The organism is Commensalibacter sp. B14384M2 (assembly GCF_016101865.1).
Taxonomy (GTDB): domain Bacteria; phylum Pseudomonadota; class Alphaproteobacteria; order Acetobacterales; family Acetobacteraceae; genus Commensalibacter; species Commensalibacter melissae.
Genome location: NZ_JACFPS010000004.1, coordinates 82,165 through 104,256, shown reverse-complemented (window position 1 = coordinate 104,256; position 22,092 = coordinate 82,165). Strand labels below are relative to the sequence as shown.

Here is a 22,092-nt window from a genome sequence, read left to right as displayed (position 1 = left end):
ATGAAATTAGTTTGTATATTATAGATTTATCAGAATATAGAGGTGACTATGACGATTCCAGCTTTGCCCCATATCCTAATTGAACCCATTATTCGCAATGCGTTATTGGAAGATCTAGGGTTGGCTGGGGATATAACCACTAATGCAGTTATTGATGAAAATCACCACTCCAAAGTGGCGATGGTTTCAAGAGAGACTGGTATATTGTCAGGAGTGGATATCGCTTCAATGGCTTTTACCTTAATTAATCCATTAGTTAATGTAGATTTGAAGAAAAAGGATGGAGATATATTAAAGCCGGGAGATGTGATAGCAATTATTGAAGGGTCATCCCGTGCAATTCTGACAGGTGAGAGAACTGCCTTGAATTTCATGAGCCATCTATCTGGAATTGCCTCGGTAACTCATAAGATTGTCAAATCTATTGAAGGAACCAAAACACAAGTTGTTTGTACGAGAAAAACAACACCAGGCTTACGCCTGATGGAAAAATATGCTGTGCGGTGTGGTGGTGGAATGAACCATCGTTTTGCCTTATATGATGCAGTTTTGATTAAAGACAATCATATTGCAATCGCGGGTGGAATACGTAAGACGCTTGAACAGGCTAAAAAAAATGCAGGGCATATGGTTAAAATTGAAATAGAAGTGGATACGCTGGATCAATTAAAAGAAGCCATGGCATTGGGTGTTGATGCCGTTTTGCTAGATAATATGGATCCTGAAACTTTAAAAGAGGCGGTTGCGATTGTTAATCAACGTGCCATCATAGAAGCTTCGGGGCGTATCAATCCCGATACGGCTCGGACAATTGCTGAAAGCGGTGTTGACTTGATTTCTGTAGGTTGGATAACCCATAGTGCACCTATTCTCGATATAGGACTTGATTTTATTTCGTGATAGATGAACTAACAAAAGCTTTCCAGTAATAGAAAAGGATCATTTTATGCAAATGGAGGAATTCATTACATACTGTCAGGCCGGACATTCCATTTCCACTAACGAAAAAGAATTGATGCAGCTGTTATACCAATGTGCCTTTGAAGCGCAAAAAATAATAATGGAATTAAACAATAGCTTTCATACGCAAAAAGAAATCGTTGATATTTTCAGTAGTCTGACAGGAAAAACTGTAGATTCATCTTTTGTTTGTTTTCCTCCTTTTTATACTGATTTCGGTAAAAACATTCATATTGGTAAAAATGTATTTTTTAATACAGGATGTTCTTTTCAGGATAGGGGAGGAATCTTTATTGGTGATCACAGTGCTATAGGCATGAATGTTACGATTGCTACATTAAATCATGGTTTGGATATAAGAGATCGTGGTACGACATATCCATCTCCTGTTAAGATTGGAAAATATGTTTGGATAGGCTCGAACGTCACAATTTTGCCTGGTGTTACTATTCATGATTTTTCAATAATCGGTGCCGGTGCTGTTGTAACTAAAAATGTACCCTCTAAAAGTGTTTATGCAGGTGTGCCGGCAAAATGGATAAAAAGTATATAGAAAGATATATATGATGCATCTACCGCCATTGACCATAAAATTATTGAACAAATTCAAAATAACTGAAAATTACAATTTTGTATTATTGAACAGGAACACAATTCATTCTTTTTATTTTTAGCAAATTACAAGCCTGTAAGGCTGTTGCATAGCTTAATCCTCCTAATTTGGCTCGGTATAATGTTTTTCCGTTTTTCTGAACGGTTTCAATATTTGGATACGCCAGGACCAGTAAACTGGCGGCTTTTTGTTTTGCGATTGCAATTGCGTGATTAGCTAAATCTGCAGATGTAAAAGCTCCAACCTGAATATTCCAGTTACCTTTTGTTGATATATAATAATGTCTACTGCTAGGAGAGGTTCGAATAATAGAAGGGGCTTTGGGTTTTGTTGAATAATAAGCATTGGATGAAGTTGAATTGTTATGGACATTTGCATCATATGCAGGATGATAATTGGATGGAACAATCATGATTGGAGGTTCATTGGCATTATCTGATGCAATTGCATGTTCATTATCTTTGACAATGAATTTTTTAAGTTCGTTTTTACTTTCAGAAGGCATAACCTGTGCTGTTGTAACCATTTGAACGGGGCTATAGGTTTTCGGTGAATAATAAGCCTCAAGTGGTAATGGGGTACGAGTATTTTTTTTGGCGTAAGGTCCGCCAAAAATCGCAAAAGGTCCACTCATAGGTACTGAATTCCCCAGATTGGGAGTGACGGAAATCATGTAGTTTTTGGTTGCCTTTGGCAATGCGGTTCCTCTTTTTAGATAGGCATCCAAAGTTCCAGGTCCACCATGGTAAGCTGCAACAAAGCCGGGAGCACCGTATTTATTATACAAGGTGCGGATATATCCCGTTCCAGCCATGATATTATCATGCGGATCATATACGTCATTTCCCAAATTATAGCGTTTTGCTAAATCTTTATAAGTTGTTGACTTGATTTGCATCAATCCCTTTGCTCCATGAGGTGAAGTGACTGGCCGTTTGTTATAATATTGATATCCTCTCGTTTCTTGTAAAATGATGGCCCGTATCCATTGATCAGGAACATTGAAACGTTGTGAGGATTGATTGATATATGGACCCCACGGATCAAGAGGGGGACCCGGAGGGTTCCATTTTTTAGGATAGCCAGGCATGTAATTGCTATATCGTGAAGAAATGCCTCCTTTTCCATTATAAGAATGCTTTCCTCCACCACAGGCAGAGAGGCAAAGCAAAGAAAACAAAAGCAAAAATTGGATTGGAACATAAAAATTTTTGCAAATTGTTTCCTGCATGGTTTTTTGATTTCTTTGAAAAATACCGACTATAAAATTTAAGTTTCAGATGGTAACAGATATAATCATTTTTGTTAAAAACTATTCTATGATATTTGGTCAGAAATTGGAGATTATACAGTTTATTTTGAGTATTTCAGGTCGACATTGGAAAGGATATTTGTTTGGATAGCTGAATAAAAGCATCGAGATAATTAGTTAATTGGTCGGCCTTGCGTATTCCAATAAATAACTGTTTTGGAATTCCTTTTTTTCCCAGTTTGACAGGAAAGATTTCAAAGCGTTCTTTGTTTTCCTGTACCAACCAATGTGGTAGAGCCGTTACGCCTCGATTATTTTCAACCATTTGTAAAATTATATCCGTTGTTTCAATTGTTTTATGACGACGTGGCATTATACCCTTTGGTGCCATAAAGAGACTATATATGTCCAGTCGAGTTGGTTCTACAGGATAAGTTAAAAGAGTTTCTGAGGACATTTGTTCTGGAGTGATATACGGTAAATTTCGGAAGGGATGTGAAGGTCCAACAATTAAGATCTGTTCATAATTAAAGACAGGTTCAAAATGGAGGTCAGACTTAATAATCGGGTCAGGGGTTATTAAGATGTCTATTTCATAATTCAGTAGCGCCCCTAAACCACCGAATTTAAATTTTTGTTTGACATCGAGTTCAACTTGAGGCCACTGTTTTAAGTAGGGTGAGGTTACTTTAAGCAGCCATTGATAACAGGGATGACATTCCATGCCAATCTTTAGACTGCCAATACTCCCCTGCGCATATTGTTTCAATTTTGATTCATTATGTTCGATCTGAGGTAATATGCGATGGGCCAGCGTCAATAATTCCTGTCCCGCCTGAGTTAGCTGCATGTATTTTCCCTCCCGTCGCCATAGGCTGACCTGCAAATTTTGTTCGAGTTTCCGAATGGCGTGGCTTAAGGCGGATTGTGTCAAACACAAATTGACAGCCGCGGCAGTCATTGATTTTTGCGTTTCGATTTCCTGAATGATTTTTAAATGAATGATCTCAATCATGAATGCAAGATTATATCCTATGAATAAAGTTAATGGATCGATGAAATAATATCATTTTATTTTATGCTGTTATCTGAATAGGGTGTTTAGAGCAAAATCCGATGTTGAATAGGCAAGTAAAGGAATAAAAAATGGTAACAGTACATAATCTAGGATTTCCTCGAATTGGTGTAAAGCGAGAATTGAAATTTGCGCTTGAAGCGTACTGGCAAGGAAATATTTCCTCAGGTGAATTGGAACAAACAGTCCAAAATTTACGGCAGTGTCATTGGCAGAATCAAAGTAAACTCGATCTTGTTCCTGTTGGGGATTTTTCCTATTATGACCATGTTCTGGATACAAGTTTTCTTTTTGGTAATATTCCATCACGTATTCAACAACAGCAAGGGGAGAAATTAGATCATTATTTTCAGGTTGCACGTGGACGTTCCGGTGGAAAAAATTCTTGCCTTTGTCACGTTGCGGCAGGTGAGATGACTAAATGGTTTGATACAAATTATCATTACATTGTACCGGAATTTACCAAGGATACACGGTTTGTTTTAAATAGCCAGATTTTGCTAGATCAATTGAAGGAAGCGAAAAAGAAAGGTTTAAAAACAAAAGTTGTATTGTTAGGACCAGTTACCTATTTATGGTTGGGAAAAGAGCAGGATAAAAGCGACAAACTAGCTTTGTTACCTGCACTTTTGGAACAATATCAAGCATTATTGCAAGAGTTGGCAGAACAGGGGGAAAGCTGGGTTCAACTTGATGAACCAATTTTGATGACAGAGCTTGCAGAAGAGTGGAAAAAGGCACTTGTTTCTGCCTACAGGGTTTTGAAACAGGCACCAATCTATATTTTGTTAGCAACATATTTTGGAAAGTTAAAAGAAAATATAGCTTTATTGCCAGAATTGGGGGTGCAGGGGTTTCATATTGATGCCATAAATGCGCGTGATGAAATTCCTGCCATAATTAAACAGCTAAAAGATAAACAAGTCCTTTCATTGGGAGTTGTTAATGGGCGTAATATCTGGAAGACGGATTTGAATGCTACGCTTGAATGGCTAGAGCCTATCTATGCTATATTAAAAAAACGATTGTGGCTGGCCCCCTCATGTTCATTATTACATGTTCCTGTTGACCTGGAACGTGAAAGTAAAATGGATGCGGAAATTCGTTCATGGCTTTCTTTTGCAATACAAAAGCTTGATGAAATTACTGTTTTGGCTAAAGCTCTAAATGAAGGAAGAGAGTCAGTAAAAGAGGCATTATCTAGTAACCAGGCTTGTCTGAATAACAGGCGTCAGTCAAATAGAGTTCATAATGATAAAATTAAAAAACTATGTCAATCGATAACATCGGAATTGGGAAACCGAAAAAGTGCCTATGCCGATCGTATGGAATTACAGCAAAAAATCTTGAATTTGCCATTGTTGCCAACAACTACAATTGGTTCATTCCCACAAACTCAGAATATACGCCAGATCAGAAGTCAATTTCGTAAGGGTGAACTTTCTTTGAATGATTATGGCAATCGTATGAAAGAGGCGATTGCTTATTGTGTCGAACAGCAGGAATCACTGGGATTGGATGTTTTGGTTCATGGCGAGCCAGAACGGAATGATATGGTGGAATATTTTGGTGAATTGTTAAAAGGATATGTTTTTAGCCAACAAGGTTGGGTTCAATCTTACGGTTCCAGATGTGTAAAACCCCCGATTATCTTTGGAGACATTAGTCGTCCTGAACCAATGACGGTTGAATGGATTACTTACGCCCAATCTTTAACGGCACAACCGATGAAGGGCATGTTGACGGGACCTGTAACCATGTTGAACTGGTCATTTGTAAGAGATGACCAGCCACGTTCGGAAACCTGTTATCAATTGGCTATGGCGATACGTCAAGAAGTGTTGGATTTAGAAAAGGCAGGTATTCGCATTATTCAAATTGATGAGGCGGCTTTACGGGAAGGATTACCCTTGCGTCGTTCAGAATGGCAAAAATATCTGGACTGGGCAATTCGGTCTTTCAGAATAACAGCGAATGGAGTAAAGGATCAAACGCAGATTCATACCCATATGTGTTACTCGGAATTCAATGATATTATTGCTGCTATTGCCCAGATGGATGCTGATGTCATTACAATTGAAACCTCACGTTCTCACATGGAGCTGTTAAAAGCGTTTGAGAAATTTGAATATCCAAACAGCATTGGCCCAGGTGTTTATGATATTCATTCTCCCAATATTCCAACAGTAGAATCAATTGTTCATTTAATTCATCAGGCTGAAAATTATATCCCTGTTCAAAGGTTATGGATTAATCCAGATTGTGGTTTGAAAACACGTCAATGGTCAGAGGTTATTCCTTCATTGAAAAATATGGTACAGGCAGCGCAGATCTTGAGAGAGGAATATAAAAAAACACATTAAATAGTATCGAAAAGGACTGATCAATAAAAGATCAGTCCTTGATTGTTATTTAATATATTTCTAAAAATATATCGGAAGGATTGAAAGTAATTTTTTTGGCGAATTGAATAATAATAGATTTTGTTTTATGATTAACTATATTTAATGGTTCAATGTTATTTTCCTTTTTCAAGGAGGGGAGTAATTATGACTAAATTAACATCAAAACAACGTAAATCTTTACCAGATCAGGAATTTGCATTGCCTGATGAGCGTAAATATCCCTTGGATACAAAAAACAGAGCAAGGAATGCCAAAGCAAGGGCGTCTGAGGAATATCATAAAGGCAATTTAACAAAAGAACAGGAAGAAACCGTTGATCATAAAGCTGATCAGGTTTTGAAAGAGAAATAATATACAGAAGAATAAACCATATAGGGTTATAGATATTGGTTAATTATCGATTTCCTATCCAATAGAATCAATTAATCCTAGAGTTTCCAACTCTTTTCTCAGCTTTTTAGGTAATTCTGCTGATATATTTGTATGGCTTAATGGCAAATCCTTAGGCGCATCAGTGTTTTTAAGATAACGCCATCCCTGGAAAGGGCGAATTGGAATGGAAAAGGTACGAATTATTTCTGAATCAAGAATAATTTGAATGCAGGGATTTCCGTTTTCCCGTTGACCTGGCAGAAAATCAACAATTTTCTGTCGGCAACATAAAGTTCCGTTAATAACCCGGTATAGGGAACCATTTTTTAAGATTTCATCGGCCTGTTTCGGCATAAAACGTGTTAAAGTGTATAAATTTCCATTGTTATTCACTGCCATTTGTTCATTAATAATTTTCAAATGCGCAATATCTTGGATACCAACTGCAACCTTCATCATGTGTAACAAAATAATATTCCTATTTTACCAAGATGTCTAAAATAGCATTTAACCGCATGCTTCCTGTCGGGGTTGTTTTCAACCGTTTTTGGTCCCACAAGATATAATCTTCTTCTACAAGCGCTTCTAAGATTTTCATATCGATTGCATTGGTTAAAGTCATATTGCATTTTTTTTGAAAGGCAATAGAATCAACACCCTCTTTCAAACGTAAACCCATTAATATCATTTCACGGGCTTTGTCGATTGAATTCAAGGCTTCCTTGATAATTAGGGCGTTACCATTTTTTTGCACTAATTCAAGCCAAATTTTAGGATTTTTCTTACGTTCTGTAGCATATAAAACAGCATTTTCCGTAATTCTGCCGTGTGCTCCCGGCCCAATACCAATATAATCCTGATAACGCCAATAGGCAAGATTGTGCCTGCTTTCCGCACCAATTTTAGCATAATTAGAAATTTCGTAATTATACATACCATATTGATGTGTCATTTCTTCCGTGGCAATTAATAATTCACTACTTAATTTTTCATCAGGGAGAGATAATTTCCCCTGTTTTTCATATTTGGCAAAAACTGTTCCTGGTTCTATTGTCAACTGGTAGAGTGATAAATGATCATGAGCCAAATCCAGTGCCATTTTTAATTCTTTCTGCCATTCGGAAAGGGTTTGTTCCTCACGTGCATAGATAAGATCAAAGGAAATGCTCGGAAATAGGCGTTTGGCAAGTGTTAAGGCGTCAATTGCCTGCTTTGCATCATGTTGACGACCTAACCTTTGTAGTGCTTGTTGGTTAAGACTTTGGATACCAAGGGAAATGCGGTTAACACCTGCCTGTTGAAAATCTTTTAACTTTTGGATTTCAACACTGGTTGGATTGGCTTCAAGGGTGATTTCAAGGTCCTCAGTAACAGGTAAATGCTTGATGGCATAATCAATCAATTTATGCACTGTTATAGGATCCATTAAAGAGGGTGTGCCACCACCAAAAAAAATTGAGCTTAACTTATAATTTTCAATATTTGAAATAGCATGACGTAATTCCTGAAGCAAAGCATGTGCATAGGTTTCCTGTGGAATGATTTGGGCAACATGGCTATTGAAATCGCAATAGGGACATTTGGACAGGCAAAAAGGCCAATGGATATAAAGAGCCAAGGGATCAGGCTTATGTTTTCTTGTCTTTTTTTCCAAATTTACTAATTTTATTTCATTCATCAAACAGCAATACGGACTGAAAGTTCAACAACCCGATCAACGGGAATTCTTAAGAAATCGGTAATCGGGCTGGCATTACGTAACATGAACATGAATATATTCATTCGCCATTTACTCATTTTAGAAATAGGGGCTCTTACAATTTGTTCCCTTGTTGTAAAATATGAAGCTTGTAAAGTATCAAAGAATTTCAGGTTGGGTTGAGTTTTCATCAGTTCAAGAGCGCGGGGTAAATTAGGCATTTCCATAAATCCGTATCGAATTATCACTTGATAAATATTGGGTGCGAGTTGTCGCATTGCAATACGGTGCCCACGTTCCGCCTCTGGTTGTTTCAGATTTTCAATAGTTACAAAAAATACATGTTCATGTAAAACTTTGTTGTGCCGAATGTTATGTAATAGGGAACTTGGAACAGAAAGAGGGTCTGGTGTCATGAAAATGGCAATACCAGGAACCCTTGTTAAATGGGATTGAGGTAGGCGGTTTAAAAATGAGGCGATTGGTAAAGCACTTTGTGCCCGTTTATTATAAACCAGGGTGCGTCCTTTATTCCATGTCGTCATGAGGATGGTCAAACAAATTCCCAATAATAATGGGACCCACCCGCCTTGTGGAATCTTCAGGGCATTTGCCGAAAAGAAAGTGATATCAATGATAAAGAAAATTCCAAATGTACATGCGACTTTGTATATCGACCATTTGTAAGAACGGTTAAAAACCACAGAGGAAAGAATAGAGGTACAAGTAAAGGTTCCCGTAACTGCAATTCCGTATGCAGCGGCCAATGCATCAGAGGATTGGAAACTTAAAATCAATAAGAGGGACCCTATCATTAAGGCATTATTGACTTCAGGAATATAAATTTGTCCCTCTTCTCGTGCATTGGTATGTCGAATACGCAGCCTTGGAAAATATCCAAGTTGGGTTAATTGGCGTGCAAGTGAAAATCCTCCTGAAATTCCAGCCTGACTGGCGATAACAGTTGCAAATGTGGAAAGGATAACCAGAGGGATATTAAACCAATGAGGAGCCAAATAGAAAAACGGGTTTTCCAGAAATTTGGCATTGGAAAGAATGAGGGCACCTTGTCCAAGGTAATTTAAAGTCAGACAAGGAAGGACAAAACAGATCCAGCTGTAACGAATTGGACTTCTTCCAAAATGTCCCATATCAGCATATAAAGCTTCAGCACCTGTTACTGCCAAAACGACAGACCCAAGGGCAATAAACGCCATCCAACCGTGATGGATAATAAATAAAATCGCATGATGCGGAGAAAGAGCCAAAAGGATATAGGGATATTTCAGAACCTCATAGGCACCCAGAAAACCTATAGTCGCAAACCATATAAGCATGATTGGACCGAAAATTTTACCTATATGTTCAGTTCCCTTGCTTTGAAAACTGAATAATGCAACCAGGATTATAAGGGCAAGGGGGATGATGAAATTTTTTGTCTCTGGAAGAGAAACTTCCAGACCTTCAATTGCTGACAAAACTGAAATTGCCGGGGTAATCATTCCATCTCCAAAAAAAAGACAGGTTCCTGCAATACCGACAATTCCCAGAAATATTTTTCCTCTGGTTGTTTTTGATACACGTTGAGCCAAGGACATCAAGGCGAGGATTCCACCCTCTCCATTATGATCAGCGCGCATAACCAGCGTTACATATTTAATTGTAACGATTAATATTAATGCCCAGAAAATTAAGCTGACAACACCGAAAACCTCCCAGGACTTAATATTGCTGTGATGATTGGATACAACTAAAATTGTGGAACGTAGGGCGTAAATAGGGCTTGTCCCGATATCACCATAGACAACGCCCAGAACAGTCAACAAAATAGCCAAACTTAATGGTCTGATTTTATGTTCTGGTTGATCGGTTCCGAATTCTGTAACTTGGTTTTCCTGATCCAGAGATGGTAATACCGCAATTGTGTCTTGTTTATAAAGTGTATCTGATGGAGTTTCATCCTCATTTTCTATTTTTGAAGGGGTTTTTCCCTCGATGATATTGATATCATCCGTACTTACACTATCATTCTCTTCTTGGTTTGCTTCATTATCAGGGTTGATGTTTTCCTCATGAGAAGAAAGCATGATATATTACTCCACCTAGGTTGCGATTGCGGTAAATATTAAATTTGCAGCTGTTCATTATTGGAATGAATTATTTTTAGGATTTAAAGGGCGTGTTCCAAATACTCCAGTTCCCACCCTAACATACGTTGCTCCACATGCAATGGCTGTTTCAAAATCATTTGACATTCCCATTGATATTTCATTCAGATCAAATTTTCTGGCAAGATTGGCAAGTTTTCTAAAATGAGGAACAGGGTCTTCATGAACGGGGGGAATACCCATTACACCCTGAATTGAGGATCCAAACCGTTTCCAGCACAATGAAATAAAATGATCCGCATCTTCGGGATAAATTCCTGCCTTTTGCGGTTCTCTTCCTGTATTGATTTGGATGAAAAGGGTGGGGGACCGTCCTGTTTTCTGAATGGCTTTTTCAAGCGGGTCGAGAATTGACAGGCGGTCAACAGTTTCAATTGTATCCGCGATTTTAACGGCATCCAATAATTTATTGCTCTGGATGGGACCTATAATGTGCAGCTTAATATCTGGCTGTTCCGAAAAAATGGGTGCAAATTTCTTTTTTGCCTCTTGAATACGGTTTTCACCAAATATCAACTGTTTATCATTGAAAGCTGCATATATTGATTCCACGGGATGAAATTTTGAAACGGCAACAAGTCGAATATCATTTGGTTTACGTCCAGCTTTACAAGCAGCCTGTTGAATTTTATCCCGTATAGAATTTAAATTTCGGCTTATAATTTTTTGGATTGAATCATGCATTTAATAAATTATATAAAATTAGAAACACATTTTATCATACAGTATCGGTAAGTTATTTCAAATAGGATTATTTTCACTGAAGTATTCAAATTAATCCTCACGAATTGGATTTTATTCCCATTCCCGTTGTCTAAGCTGAAGAATGGAAGTGTTTTTCTTAATATACCTGTTTTTTAAGAAAGAATAAAAGTACCAATCCTTGAGAAAAAAAGGGGTGTATTCATATAGAAACTTTTCCATGCGGCTCCAGCGAATATTTTTATGTTTTGTGCGTCTTTCCGATGGAATACACCAATGTTTTGGAGAGTAATAAACTTTACCAATTTTTAAAAGTCTATGAATAACCTCATGATCTTCAAAGACATAAGGCCATAATTTTTGATCAAATCCCCCAATTTGCTTTAAACTTTTAGTACGAAAAGTCTGTGCATATCCTCCAGCATGACATTGCTTGGGCATTAATTTTGATTTTAAATATATTTTCCGACATCGTTTTTGACTTTTGCGATTTTTAAAGGGCTGATAAATATCACAAGCCATCACGGCAGAATATTCTGGGTGACTTTCAAAGATCTGATTACAAAATTCCAAATAATGTTGAGGATAGTAAGTATCAGCATCCATGGTTGCCACAAAAGGGGTGGTGACATGATTTAATCCAGTATGTAAGGCATTTGTTTTTCCAGGAAGTTTTTCATTGATAAACTGCACTTCAATTGCAGGATAAAAATCCATAAATTTTCTGGCTATCTTTTCAGAATTATCTGTGGAATGATTATTGACTAGTATAAGTTTAAATTTTTGATAATTTTGTAATGCTATACTTTCAAGAGTACCTGGAAGAAAAGTTGCTTCATTATAATACGGTAAAAGAATAGTCCAATTTTTCATTTAAATATAATTTCTGGGTTTATGTTGATAAAGTTTTTAAATATGAATTTAAATTCATTCGGGATTAAATTCTTTTATATTGGATTTATTTTTTTGGATAATTTATAATATTTTACTGTTAGAGTCTAAAGATAAATAATTAGTTAAGGTGAAATCTCGCAATTCTGGTAAAAATTGATTATCAGAAAAATGGAGCAGAGAATGTAGTAATTTTATTTATTGAAAGTGAATATATTTACTATTTAATTCATTTAAAACTATAATGATTTTAAGTAAGAAAAGTTATAATTTTTTGAAAAAAGATATATCAATTAAGAATCATCTGTCATCGAAAGAAAATATCCGATCTGACAGAAATAATGATCCTACTCGACAAATTGCTTTTGATACTGTTTGTCAGATATTTGACTGGAAACATCTTCCGTTAGAAACAGCATTAAAAAATGCTTTACCTGTTGATGTTGATCAAAGGGATAAGGCAGCAGCATATCGATTAATTGTCTGTATCTTGAGAAAAAAAGGAACATTAGAGGCGCTTGTAGAACCTTTTCTGAAACGATCGCCACCACAGCAGGTATTATGTATTATTTTGCTAGGGGTGGCTCAAATTCTTTTTTTGGAAACACCTGTACATGCCGCTATCTATACATCTGTAGAACTTGCGCGTCATAATGGATTTGCGAAGTTTACGGGTCTAGTCAATGCTGTTCTCAGGAGGATTTCTGAAAATGGACCAAGCATACTGAAGGATCTTGATCAAAATCGCTTGAATATCCCTGCATGGCTATGGAAGTCATGGAATCAGGCAGGATTTAATCCTCGTCAGTTGGCAACCCTGTTGGATAGTGAACCCCCTTTGGATATGCATTTTAAAACGAATGCTACTGTTCCAGAAGGAGGTGTGCAATTAATGAATAATCATTGGCGTTATTCTTGTCATGTAAAGGTTGAACAGCTTGACGGTTATCAGGAGGGGCAGTTCTGGATTCAGGATATAGCGGCATCTCTACCTGCCTATCTTTTGAATGTGAAGGAAAATGAAAAAGTTGCTGATTTATGTGCGGCACCCGGTGGTAAGACAGCACAATTAATTCAAGCAGGGGGAAATGTTGTTGCGGTTGAAAAAAAATCAATACGGTTAAAACGGTTGAAAGAAAATCTGAACCGGTTACAGATGGATGCAGTGTTGGTTCTTGGTGATGCTGGAAGTTTAAATTATCAAAATGAATTTGATGCGATATTACTGGATGCCCCCTGTTCTGCCACGGGTATTTTTAGACGACATCCAGATGTTTTGCATTTAAAAAAAGAAAATGAAATTCAAAGTCTTGTTAAGATTCAACGAAAGTTGATTGGTGCAGCGATCGGTTATCTAAAAAAAGGAGGACGATTAGTTTACAGTGTTTGCTCCCTACAGCGCTCCGAGGCAGAAGAGCAGGCAGAATTTTTTAGAAATTTACCTAGTGTTAGGGCTCTACCATTTACACAAAAAGAAATTCCATTTTTAACTGAAGCATTAACAGAAGAGGGATGGATTAGGACGCTTCCTTCTATGTGGCAAGAAAAAGGCGGAATGGATGGTTTTTTTATCGCACGTTTTGTAAAAGAAGACTAATTAAACATTATTTCAAGTGAAATATATCTTTGTATTGGTGGACACGATAAAATCAAATCGTGTTTTTTCTGTTCAATTCATAAATTTTATCATAAACTGCAGTTAATAGTTTGACATAGTATTTGAAAATTTTAGAAAGGCTGTAAATTGGATATAAGGGTTCCCTTGATTGCCCCCAGTGTTCTTTCGGCAGATTTCGCATGTTTGGGAGAGGAAATTAGGGCGGTTGACAAACATGGTGCTGACTGGATACATCTTGATGTTATGGATGGTCATTTTGTTCCCAATATGACTTTTGGCCCAGTAGTTCTCAAATCTTTGCGATCTTATAGCAAGTTGTTTTTTGATGTGCATTTTATGATTGAACCTGTCGATCCTTTTATCGAACCGTTTGTTCAGGCGGGTGCCGATCAAATTTCTTTTCATATCGAGGCGGGGCCTCATGCGCATCGTTCCTTGCAACATATCAAATCGTTTGGAATAAAAGCCGGGATTGTATTATGTCCGGCCACACCTGCCAATGCAATTTCCGAGGTTATAGACCTTGTAGATAATATTCTAATTATGACTGTAAATCCTGGTTTTGGTGGACAGAAATTTTTATCCAGTCAATTGGCGAAAATTCGTGCAATACATGAAATGGTTCAAAAGTCGGGTCGTTCCATTCATATCAGTGTTGATGGCGGGATTAATGTTCAAACTGCACCCCTGGTGATAGAAGCGGGAGCCAATGTTTTGATAGCTGGAACTTCAATTTATGGTCAACCTGATTATGGTCAGGCAATAGATGCATTGCGGGGAACTAAAAAGTAAAAAATTTGTTAAATTATGACTTTCACCCATTAGGAGAAATGATTCAGAGAAATAGGGAGGCTTAGGATGGCTTTTCAAGAAATGGTTAAAAAAATCCGACTTTCTCTGGTACGATTACCTGCCATTGGTTATGGACAGATTCCCGAAGTCCCAGCATATATTTTGCGAGATTTATGGACCGGAAATTCTGTTTATGGCATGCATCTTGTAAAAGGGGAATTTATTTACCAGGATTATGTTATTTCCCTATATCCCGGTCAATGGGGTGATAAAAACCTCTCCTGTGAAATTATTGGCAAACTGCATGGTTTTTCATGGTTACGGGATATGCGAGAGCTAGGGACAGAAAATGCGCGTCTTGCAGCAAGAAATTTGGTGACGGATTGGATTGGCAATTCACCTTCATCTTATGATTCTGTTGTTTACAGACCGATTACCCTTGCAGATCGTATAGTGAATTGGTTGGGGTTCTATGATTTTTTTGCGGCATCAGCAGAAAAATATTTTCATCAACAATTTATGCGTCGAATTATGAAAGAAGGAAGATATGTTGTTGCCATGCTTCCTTTGGACAATCATACACATGAAAATTTTACGTTATTAAAGGCCGCTCTGGCTCTTGCATTATGTATGCCGGAACAATTTGATTTAATACCAAAAATCAGTAAATTCCTGCAAAGTGAACTGGCTGAACAGATTCTTGAAGATGGAATACATATTGAACGAAACCCTGAAATACAACTGTATGTATTGAGAGATCTGACCGAAATTCGTTTGATGTACCAGTTGATCAATATGCGTCCCCCTTCCGAACTTATTCTAGTGCTTGATAATGTCAGTCGTGCTTTAAGGGCATTGAGACATGGTGATGGCAGGCTTGCACTATTTAATGGTTCCAGTGAGAATGAGGCACATTTTATTGATCGTGTTCTGAGTAATTCCACACAAAAACGTGTCGCCATGACGGATATGAAAGCGGGTGGATATATTCGTTGTTTTGCCAATCGTTCAACTCTGTTAATTGACAGTGGTGTTCCACCGAAAAAGGTAGATATAAAATATCTTGGTGCTTTATCCTTTGAATTTTCTGCTGGTAAACAGAGATTAATTGTTAATTGTGGAGCTGGAGGATCATCAGCCTGGCGATCTGCATTGGCGGGAACCGCGGCTCATTCTGTTCTAAAATTATCCAATACAGAAAGTGTTTTACTGGAGGATAATCAATTAAAAGATTTAAATTTTAAAGTTGAATCAATTCATGAAATGACTGAGGGTGCCCATTGGGTGGAATTAAGTCATAATGGCTGGCAAAAAGCATATGGAGTAATTTATCATCGTAAATTTTATCTTTCAGCGGATGGTCAGGATTTAAGAGGGGAGGAAACGCTCGATTTTGATCAGTCTTATCCTTTTACTATTCGTTTTCATCTACATCCTTCGGTTAAAGTTGAAGAAAAATTGGTTGAAATTCGGAAAAATGAGAAGGAAAAAATTTTTGTTTTATCGTTTCAACATCCTCAAGAAGGTAAACAAATTTGGTGGTTCCGTTTTTCCGATGCAGAGGGAAAAGTTGAAAATAGCGTCTACTTTGGTGAAAAAGTTCGACTTGCGACTAAACAGATTGTTTTATATAATCTGCATCAATCAAAAAAAAATGATGTTGAAGAGAATAGAGCTTCTATAACTAAATTTGAGAAACAAGACAAACAATCGGTTTTAAACGAAGAGCAAAAAGAAGAAGGGTCTGATTATGTGGCTATTTTCCATAATCAAAACGATGATGCAAAAATATGGCAAAGAAACACTGCGGATCATGTTTCTGTTGGAATGCCTGAAGATTTGTCGGAAAAAACTTCAGAAATTCAGAGGCAATCAGAAATAAATAGTTCTCTAAATCATTCAAATATTAAGAATCCTCAAAATGATAAAGAAAAAATAACTAAAATTCGATGGGCTCTGCGTCGTAAGGCATAAATGAATTTATGAAAATTTTGGAAATTGCACATGTTGATTTTGCCTTATATCAATTTTTACTTCCCTTAATGCGTAGGTTGCGTTCCTGTCACCATCAAGTCATTGGTGTTTGTGCAGAAGGAAAGTTATTGGAGAAAGTGAGACAAGAGGGATTTCAGATCCGAACCGTTCCTTTTGTCCGTTCTTTTTCGATCATAGGTCAGTTAAAAGCTTTTTGGATCCTTTACCGTATAATCAAGCTTGAAAAACCAGACATCGTTCATGCCCATATGCCCATAAGTGGCGTATTGGCACGTATAGCCGCTTTTTTATGTGGAACGCCTGTAATTATTTATACTTGTCACGGATATCTTTTTAATCAACCCGGGAAAGGTATAAAATCATGGATAAGACGTCTGTTATCCTTTGTTCTTGAATGGGGTTGTGGAAAAATTACGAATTTTTACATGACTGTCTCTCAGGAAGAGGCTCGAGATGCTAAAAGGTTGGGCATTCATTCCAATCCTATTTTTATAGGGAACGGTCGCGATCCAGCAAAATTCTTTTCTGATATTGCCCTGAAACAGAAATTTAGACAGGCAAACAAGATTCCACAGAATCATATAGTTTTTATAATAGTTTCCCGTCTTGTTCAACATAAAGGTTATCCAGAGTTAATCGTCGCTTTTTCTGCAATTGCAGAAAAGCTTCCAGAAGCTGAATTATGGATTGTAGGCGAAAGATTGCCTTCTGATTATGGTTTGGTATTGGATAAAATTTTTAATAAAGCACAAAAAAAATTGGGTAATCAAATACGTTTTTGGGGATATCGTCAAGACATAGATCAGTTGATGAAAGCTGCTGATGTTTTTGTTTTACCCAGTCATTTTGAAGGGTTACCAATGTCCATTATCGAGGCAATGTTAAGTGGTTTACCTGTTATAGGCACTTCAATACGGGGTTCCCGAGAACAAGTTCAGCATTCAGAAACAGGACTATTGATCCCGCCAGGTTCTATATCTTTGCTATCCAGGGCAATGGCCTGGCTTGCTTTTCATCCAGAACAAAGAAAAAAAATGGGAGAAAATGGGCGGGTCAGGGCTTTATCAATGTATACCGAAGCTATCTGTCTGGATCGTGTTATGAGTGTTTTTTCACAGATTGATGGGTTTGATAATCCCTTTTTATCCAAGCCTTGATCAAATCGAGGATAAAATCTTTTTCTGTCTGTGTTAAGGCCTGCCCCTTTTGAATCTTATACCATTTTTCAAGGCAGCTACGACAACAAGTTGCTGTGGCATGTTGGGCAATAAAAACAGGATGTCCTTTCCATGGCGTTTGTTTTCCATCATTTTTTGGAAAAGCAGGAGCCAGACGTTGATTGATGAAATCCGTAGCATGTTCAATTATTTTATCAAGGCCTTTATCGATTAGATATTTTCGTTCTTTTTCATGTAATGTAAATCTAGACCGGAATTTTGAATGATTAAGCCGATCCAAGATTAATTCTGTGGAAGAAGGAACCATTCTTGTGACTTTTTAATAAATAATTATTTCTGTGATTATCATAAATCAAATAAAATGAATATTATAATATTTGACAAAACTGTAAAATACGCATGATGTTATGACAATTAAAAAAAATACACGCAAAAAACGTGAACTCTTATAAATAACCAAGGATGCACCAATTTGTCCGCCTATAAAAGAACCAATACCCATTATAAATGCACTAAAATAGTTGATTTGTCCGCCTGACATGAAGATACTGAGTGCCGTAATATTTCCAGCGATATTTAACGGTTTTGCAATCATTGTCGCAGTGTTAATACGTAATTTGTAAATCTGCATTAATGAAATTGTCCAGATCGCTCCTGTTCCAGGTCCAAAAAAGCCATTATAAAATCCAATTACAGCCCCCATCCATGGCAGTATTTTCGGTTTTATGGGCAACTGTCTTTTTTCGAGATTGAAATGTAGGTTTGGAAATAAATAATAATAAAGCAATATTGCCAATAAAAGCCATGGGACTATTTTGTTCAGGGTCTGATCAGCGCTGTATTGTAATGTAATTGTACCTATGGCAGATCCGATTACAGTGAAAAACAGAGGGATGGCAAGCCCATGAAAACTTAGTTGTCCGCTTTTCCAAAATCGTAATGTGGCTGATAATTCACCAATTGCTGATTGCAATTTATTTGTACCTAATGCAGGAATTATATTAATACCGGTAAAAAGTAGAGCGGGTACGGTTATTAAACCTCCACCACCTGCAAGGGTATCAATTGTCCCGGCTATTAAACCGATGAAAAATAGAAAACAATCATAAAAATAAAAATGCATTTAGAGATGTCTGTTTAATTGATTATAAAAAATCAATAAACTCATGGGGAATATCAAGATAGAGTGAATCAGCGTTATCAGGATCAGGATTAGTGATCAAATAGTCATCCAAGGTTCCTGTGCCAATTTTTGATCTCTGCGATTTTAGAAACCTGATTAGAACATTGTCGGATATTAAATGTGAGGTTCCCAATCCATTTTTAATATCTTCTGGGTTTCTTGGAATTCTGCGTCTGAGTTTTGAACGTTCTAGGAGGTGGTTCTGATCAGCATATTTCAAATGAAACAGCCATAAATCGTGCGCAAAAAGGGTTTCATTTTGACATCGATGAAAACCGGGTTCCCATCGCGTCGGAACTGATGAAACTGAGGGTTTGCATGACCAACTTTTAATGGTGCCCTTGGAACGTTGTTTTAAAATGGGTCTTGACCAATCAACAGGTTTTCCAATCAAAGGATCAATGATTTCCACACCTACACATCGACATGTTTTGGCAGAACATTGTGCAAGATATTCATGTAAGGAAGTCCAACGAGATGGACGGGGGATTATAAATTCGTCTGTGTCAATACAAAGAACCCAGTCATAAAGTTTTAAAAGTTTATGCTGCCATTCGCTCATTATATTGACGCTATCTTGTTCATCCAAATACTTGCGACGTGGAATGTGCTCAACATAAATGTATTGTTCAGCTTTGACAGGCGGATCGCTGCCATCATCAAGTATGAATAAGTTATCTTTTCCTACTAGTCTGGCATAATGCCTGATCCATATGGGAAGCATGGTTGTTTCTTTATAGCATTTTGTAATGGCGGCAATGCGAAGGGGTGATGGAAAATTCATAATAAAATCATATTTAAAAAAAACTATTTTTTTAAAATATCATTTTTCTTTTGAATTGGACAGAATTGAATGTTTGCGTCCGTAATAATAATAGCCAAATACACCGATTACACTATAAATAAACATTAAGAGCAGTGGAAGTGGATTGTGATTAATTAGGGAATAAATCATGTCAATGATCAAGGGAAAAATCATGGTCAGGCAACATAGGATGCCGCAAACGGGAATATAGCCAATCCAGATATTTCTAATCTTGAATCCACCAAAGGGTACTTGAAAGGGTCGATGAATATTGGGATGAACATTCCGCTGCCATATAACCGTGAAACAGACAATACCAAATGCCAGAGAGGTTCCAAGGCTGATTAGGTCACTTATAATATCAATAGGTAAAAAAGCTGTTGTAATGGCGATGCTGAGGCTGAGGATAATGGTTCCTATCCAAGGTGTACAATGTTTAGGATGAAGTTTGCTAAAAATTGGTGGAAGCAATCCGTCCTGTGCCATGATGTAGAAAATGCGGCTTTGAGCATATAGCAAAACGAGCATTACTGAGCAAAGTCCGATAACTGCGCTAGATTTCAAAATCCAGGCCAGATTTGGCATGTTCATATAATCAATTGCCAGGGCCAGTGGATCAGAAATGTTTAATTTTCTATAAGGAACAACCCCGACTAAAATTAGCGCTACACCAATATAGATCATGGTTGAAACGAACAAGGAAGCTATGATTCCAAAGGGGACGTCTTTTTTAGGATTTTTGGCTTCTGATGCGGCTGTGGAAACAGCTTCAAAGCCTATATAGGCAAAAAAAATTGTTGAGGCTGCCCGAAAAATGCCCCTGATTCCAAAATTCATCGGACCTGTTGAGGAGGGGATAAAAGGTGTCAGGTTTTCCAGTTTAATATAGTGAAATCCCAAAATTATAAAAAGAATTAATACTCCGATTTTTAAACTGACGATTATTGCATTAATTGTTGTTGATTCGGAAACCCCATATAAGAGGAAGATGGCTGCGATCAGAACAGATCCTGCTCCAATAAGGTCAAGGGACTTAACAAATACAATTCCTTTTCCATATCCACCAATTGCAGGTTGAATCATGGGATTATGTAGCCATGAAGCGATATGAATATGGAAATCTTTTAGTAGGGATACACTATAACTCGAAAATCCTGAGGCAACTGATACAGCCGATATTCCATATTCCAACAACAGTAACCATCCAACAAGCCAAGCGAATTTTTCACCAAGTGATGTATAGGCATAACTGTAGGCCGATCCTGCAGTCGGCATAGTGGATGCCAGTTCACCATAGGAAAGGGCAGTAAATAAACATGCTATTGAAGCAATAATGAAGGATAAAAGAATTGCTGGTCCAGCAAAATTAGCCGCAGCTGTTCCTGTCATGACAAAAATGCCTGCGCCAATGGTAGAGCCGACCCCAATCATTGTTAAACGCCATGGACCCAAACATTGTTTTAGACCATGTTTTTTTGAATCAAGTGTAAGTTGTTCCAGTGATTTGCGTTTAGAGAAAAAGGCCATATTTTTTGTGTAAAGGGTTAGGTAATAAACCAAAAGAAAGACAACATTTTATGATAAAATAAAATTCAGATATTTTACCTAACATAAAATGTATCTAATTTGGGAAAATTAAAGAGATATAAAAAGAACAACGTTAATCTAAGGTTGATCAGATCTGTTCTTTAAAATTTTCTTAACGTAATTGGTAATTATTTTTTCGATCTGCTCAGTTTGATCGGCAAAAATATGATCGGCATTAGGGATTGTATTATAGGCAACTTTGATGCCTTTTTGAGTGTTAAGTTTTTCAACAAGTTTGTCAATTTCCTGCAATGGGACAATGCTGTCGGATTCTCCTGCGATCATCAAACCGCTGCAAGGGCAAGGTGCAAGAAAATTAAAATCATAGTGGTTTGCCAATGGCGCGATGCTGATCCATCCTTGTATTTCAGGACGACGCATCAAGAGCTGCATTCCAATAAAGGCTCCAAACGAATACCCCGCGATCCATAATTCCCTGGAATTTGTATTCGCCATCTGTAACCAGTCCAGGGCCGCTGCCGCATCGGATATTTCACCAATACCACCATCATATTGTCCCTGAGACCGTCCAACACCACGAGAATTATAACGTAGTACGGAAAAATTCATTTTTTGGAATGCACAATACATTGTATAGGCAATTCGGTTATTCATTGTCCCACCTTGCAGAGGATGGGGATGTAGGATTAAGGCAAGGGGGGCGTTAGGTTGACTGGAATGGTGATAGCGTCCTTCAAGACGACCTGCTGGGCCTGCAAACATTACCTCTGGCATAGAACGATCCGTTTATCTATTAAAACTGGCACAATTTGTAAGATTTAACAATAATATAAGTG

20 protein-coding genes are annotated in these 22,092 nt (G+C 37.4%); 8 read left to right on the top strand and 12 right to left on the bottom strand.

Annotated elements, in window-relative coordinates; genetic code table 11:
* The first annotated feature begins 48 nt into the window (after positions 1-48).
* Positions 49-900, top strand: coding sequence for a carboxylating nicotinate-nucleotide diphosphorylase (gene nadC / locus H3R33_RS08040; RefSeq protein WP_198185479.1), 852 nt, complete (start codon positions 49-51; stop codon positions 898-900).
* A 46-nt stretch (positions 901-946) separates the two neighbouring features.
* On the top strand, positions 947-1,513 hold the full coding sequence (locus tag H3R33_RS08035; protein WP_155564993.1) for a DapH/DapD/GlmU-related protein: 567 nt from the start codon (positions 947-949) through the stop codon (positions 1,511-1,513).
* A gap of 82 nt (positions 1,514-1,595) precedes the next feature.
* Here the strand turns inward: H3R33_RS08035 and H3R33_RS08030 are convergent, their stop codons facing one another.
* A complete protein-coding gene (locus tag H3R33_RS08030) occupies positions 1,596-2,804 on the bottom strand; it encodes a lytic transglycosylase domain-containing protein (RefSeq protein ID WP_198185478.1) in 1,209 nt (402 codons plus the stop codon).
* Positions 2,805-2,940: 136 nt separating this feature from the next.
* Positions 2,941-3,840 carry a LysR family transcriptional regulator gene (locus H3R33_RS08025; RefSeq protein WP_122123070.1) on the bottom strand — a complete coding sequence of 300 codons (900 nt, stop codon included), beginning with the start codon at positions 3,838-3,840 and terminating at the stop codon, positions 2,941-2,943.
* A gap of 131 nt (positions 3,841-3,971) precedes the next feature.
* Between H3R33_RS08025 and metE the strand changes: the two genes are divergently transcribed.
* Together metE and H3R33_RS08015 are read left to right on the top strand one after the other, a co-directional pair.
* Positions 3,972-6,263, top strand: a complete 2,292-nt coding sequence (metE, locus tag H3R33_RS08020; protein ID WP_198195098.1) for a 5-methyltetrahydropteroyltriglutamate--homocysteine S-methyltransferase — start codon at positions 3,972-3,974, stop codon at positions 6,261-6,263.
* Between the two features lie 186 nt (positions 6,264-6,449).
* Positions 6,450-6,656, top strand: coding sequence for a hypothetical protein (locus tag H3R33_RS08015; protein WP_198185476.1), 207 nt, complete (start codon positions 6,450-6,452; stop codon positions 6,654-6,656).
* A 54-nt stretch (positions 6,657-6,710) separates the two neighbouring features.
* Here the strand turns inward: H3R33_RS08015 and H3R33_RS08010 are convergent, their stop codons facing one another.
* The 5 genes from H3R33_RS08010 to H3R33_RS07990 form a co-directional block, all read right to left on the bottom strand.
* On the bottom strand, positions 6,711-7,136 hold the full coding sequence (locus H3R33_RS08010; RefSeq protein WP_198185475.1) for a DUF1489 family protein: 426 nt from the start codon (positions 7,134-7,136) through the stop codon (positions 6,711-6,713).
* A 19-nt stretch (positions 7,137-7,155) separates the two neighbouring features.
* A complete protein-coding gene (gene hemW, locus H3R33_RS08005) occupies positions 7,156-8,355 on the bottom strand; it encodes a radical SAM family heme chaperone HemW (protein WP_198185474.1) in 1,200 nt (399 codons plus the stop codon).
* Positions 8,355-10,463 (bottom strand): potassium transporter Kup, encoded by a 2,109-nt coding sequence (locus tag H3R33_RS08000; RefSeq protein ID WP_122123075.1) that lies wholly within the window; start codon positions 10,461-10,463, stop codon positions 8,355-8,357. The genes hemW and H3R33_RS08000 overlap by 1 nt, the downstream gene beginning before the upstream one ends.
* A 57-nt stretch (positions 10,464-10,520) precedes the next feature.
* Entirely contained in the window at positions 10,521-11,228 is a 708-nt protein-coding gene (locus H3R33_RS07995; RefSeq protein WP_198185473.1) for a YggS family pyridoxal phosphate-dependent enzyme, read from the bottom strand.
* Positions 11,229-11,339: 111 nt separating this feature from the next.
* The gene (locus H3R33_RS07990) at positions 11,340-12,119 is read right to left on the bottom strand and encodes a glycosyltransferase family A protein (RefSeq protein WP_155566375.1); all 780 of its coding nucleotides are present in this window, start codon (positions 12,117-12,119) and stop codon (positions 11,340-11,342) included.
* 292 nt (positions 12,120-12,411) lie between these two features.
* Here H3R33_RS07990 and H3R33_RS07985 point away from each other — a divergent pair, with 292 nt between their 5' ends.
* The 4 genes from H3R33_RS07985 (at position 12,412) to H3R33_RS07970 (ending at position 17,699) form a co-directional block, all read left to right on the top strand.
* Positions 12,412-13,734, top strand: coding sequence for an RsmB/NOP family class I SAM-dependent RNA methyltransferase (locus H3R33_RS07985; protein ID WP_232342214.1), 1,323 nt, complete (start codon positions 12,412-12,414; stop codon positions 13,732-13,734).
* A gap of 147 nt (positions 13,735-13,881) precedes the next feature.
* Positions 13,882-14,547 (top strand): ribulose-phosphate 3-epimerase, encoded by a 666-nt coding sequence (rpe, locus tag H3R33_RS07980; RefSeq protein WP_110439414.1) that lies wholly within the window; start codon positions 13,882-13,884, stop codon positions 14,545-14,547.
* Positions 14,548-14,613: 66 nt separating this feature from the next.
* Positions 14,614-16,521 (top strand): heparinase II/III family protein, encoded by a 1,908-nt coding sequence (locus H3R33_RS07975; RefSeq protein WP_198185471.1) that lies wholly within the window; start codon positions 14,614-14,616, stop codon positions 16,519-16,521.
* Positions 16,522-16,529: 8 nt separating this feature from the next.
* Entirely contained in the window at positions 16,530-17,699 is a 1,170-nt protein-coding gene (locus tag H3R33_RS07970; RefSeq protein WP_198185470.1) for a glycosyltransferase family 4 protein, read from the top strand.
* Here H3R33_RS07970 and H3R33_RS07965 read toward each other — a convergent pair.
* From H3R33_RS07965 to H3R33_RS07945, 5 genes are all read right to left on the bottom strand, one after another.
* Complete coding sequence (locus H3R33_RS07965) at positions 17,641-18,027, bottom strand: DUF4186 domain-containing protein (protein ID WP_155566380.1); 387 nt, start codon at positions 18,025-18,027, stop codon at positions 17,641-17,643. The two genes, H3R33_RS07970 and H3R33_RS07965, sit on opposite strands and share 59 nt — an antisense overlap.
* Before the next feature lie 45 nt (positions 18,028-18,072).
* The gene (locus H3R33_RS07960) at positions 18,073-18,843 is read right to left on the bottom strand and encodes a TSUP family transporter (protein WP_198185469.1); all 771 of its coding nucleotides are present in this window, start codon (positions 18,841-18,843) and stop codon (positions 18,073-18,075) included.
* A 22-nt stretch (positions 18,844-18,865) separates the two neighbouring features.
* Positions 18,866-19,687 carry a glycosyltransferase family 2 protein gene (locus tag H3R33_RS07955; protein WP_198185468.1) on the bottom strand — a complete coding sequence of 274 codons (822 nt, stop codon included), beginning with the start codon at positions 19,685-19,687 and terminating at the stop codon, positions 18,866-18,868.
* Between the two features lie 39 nt (positions 19,688-19,726).
* A complete protein-coding gene (locus tag H3R33_RS07950) occupies positions 19,727-21,235 on the bottom strand; it encodes an APC family permease (RefSeq protein ID WP_198185467.1) in 1,509 nt (502 codons plus the stop codon).
* A gap of 138 nt (positions 21,236-21,373) precedes the next feature.
* Entirely contained in the window at positions 21,374-22,030 is a 657-nt protein-coding gene (locus tag H3R33_RS07945; protein ID WP_198185466.1) for an alpha/beta hydrolase, read from the bottom strand.
* Positions 22,031-22,092: the final 62 nt, after the last annotated feature.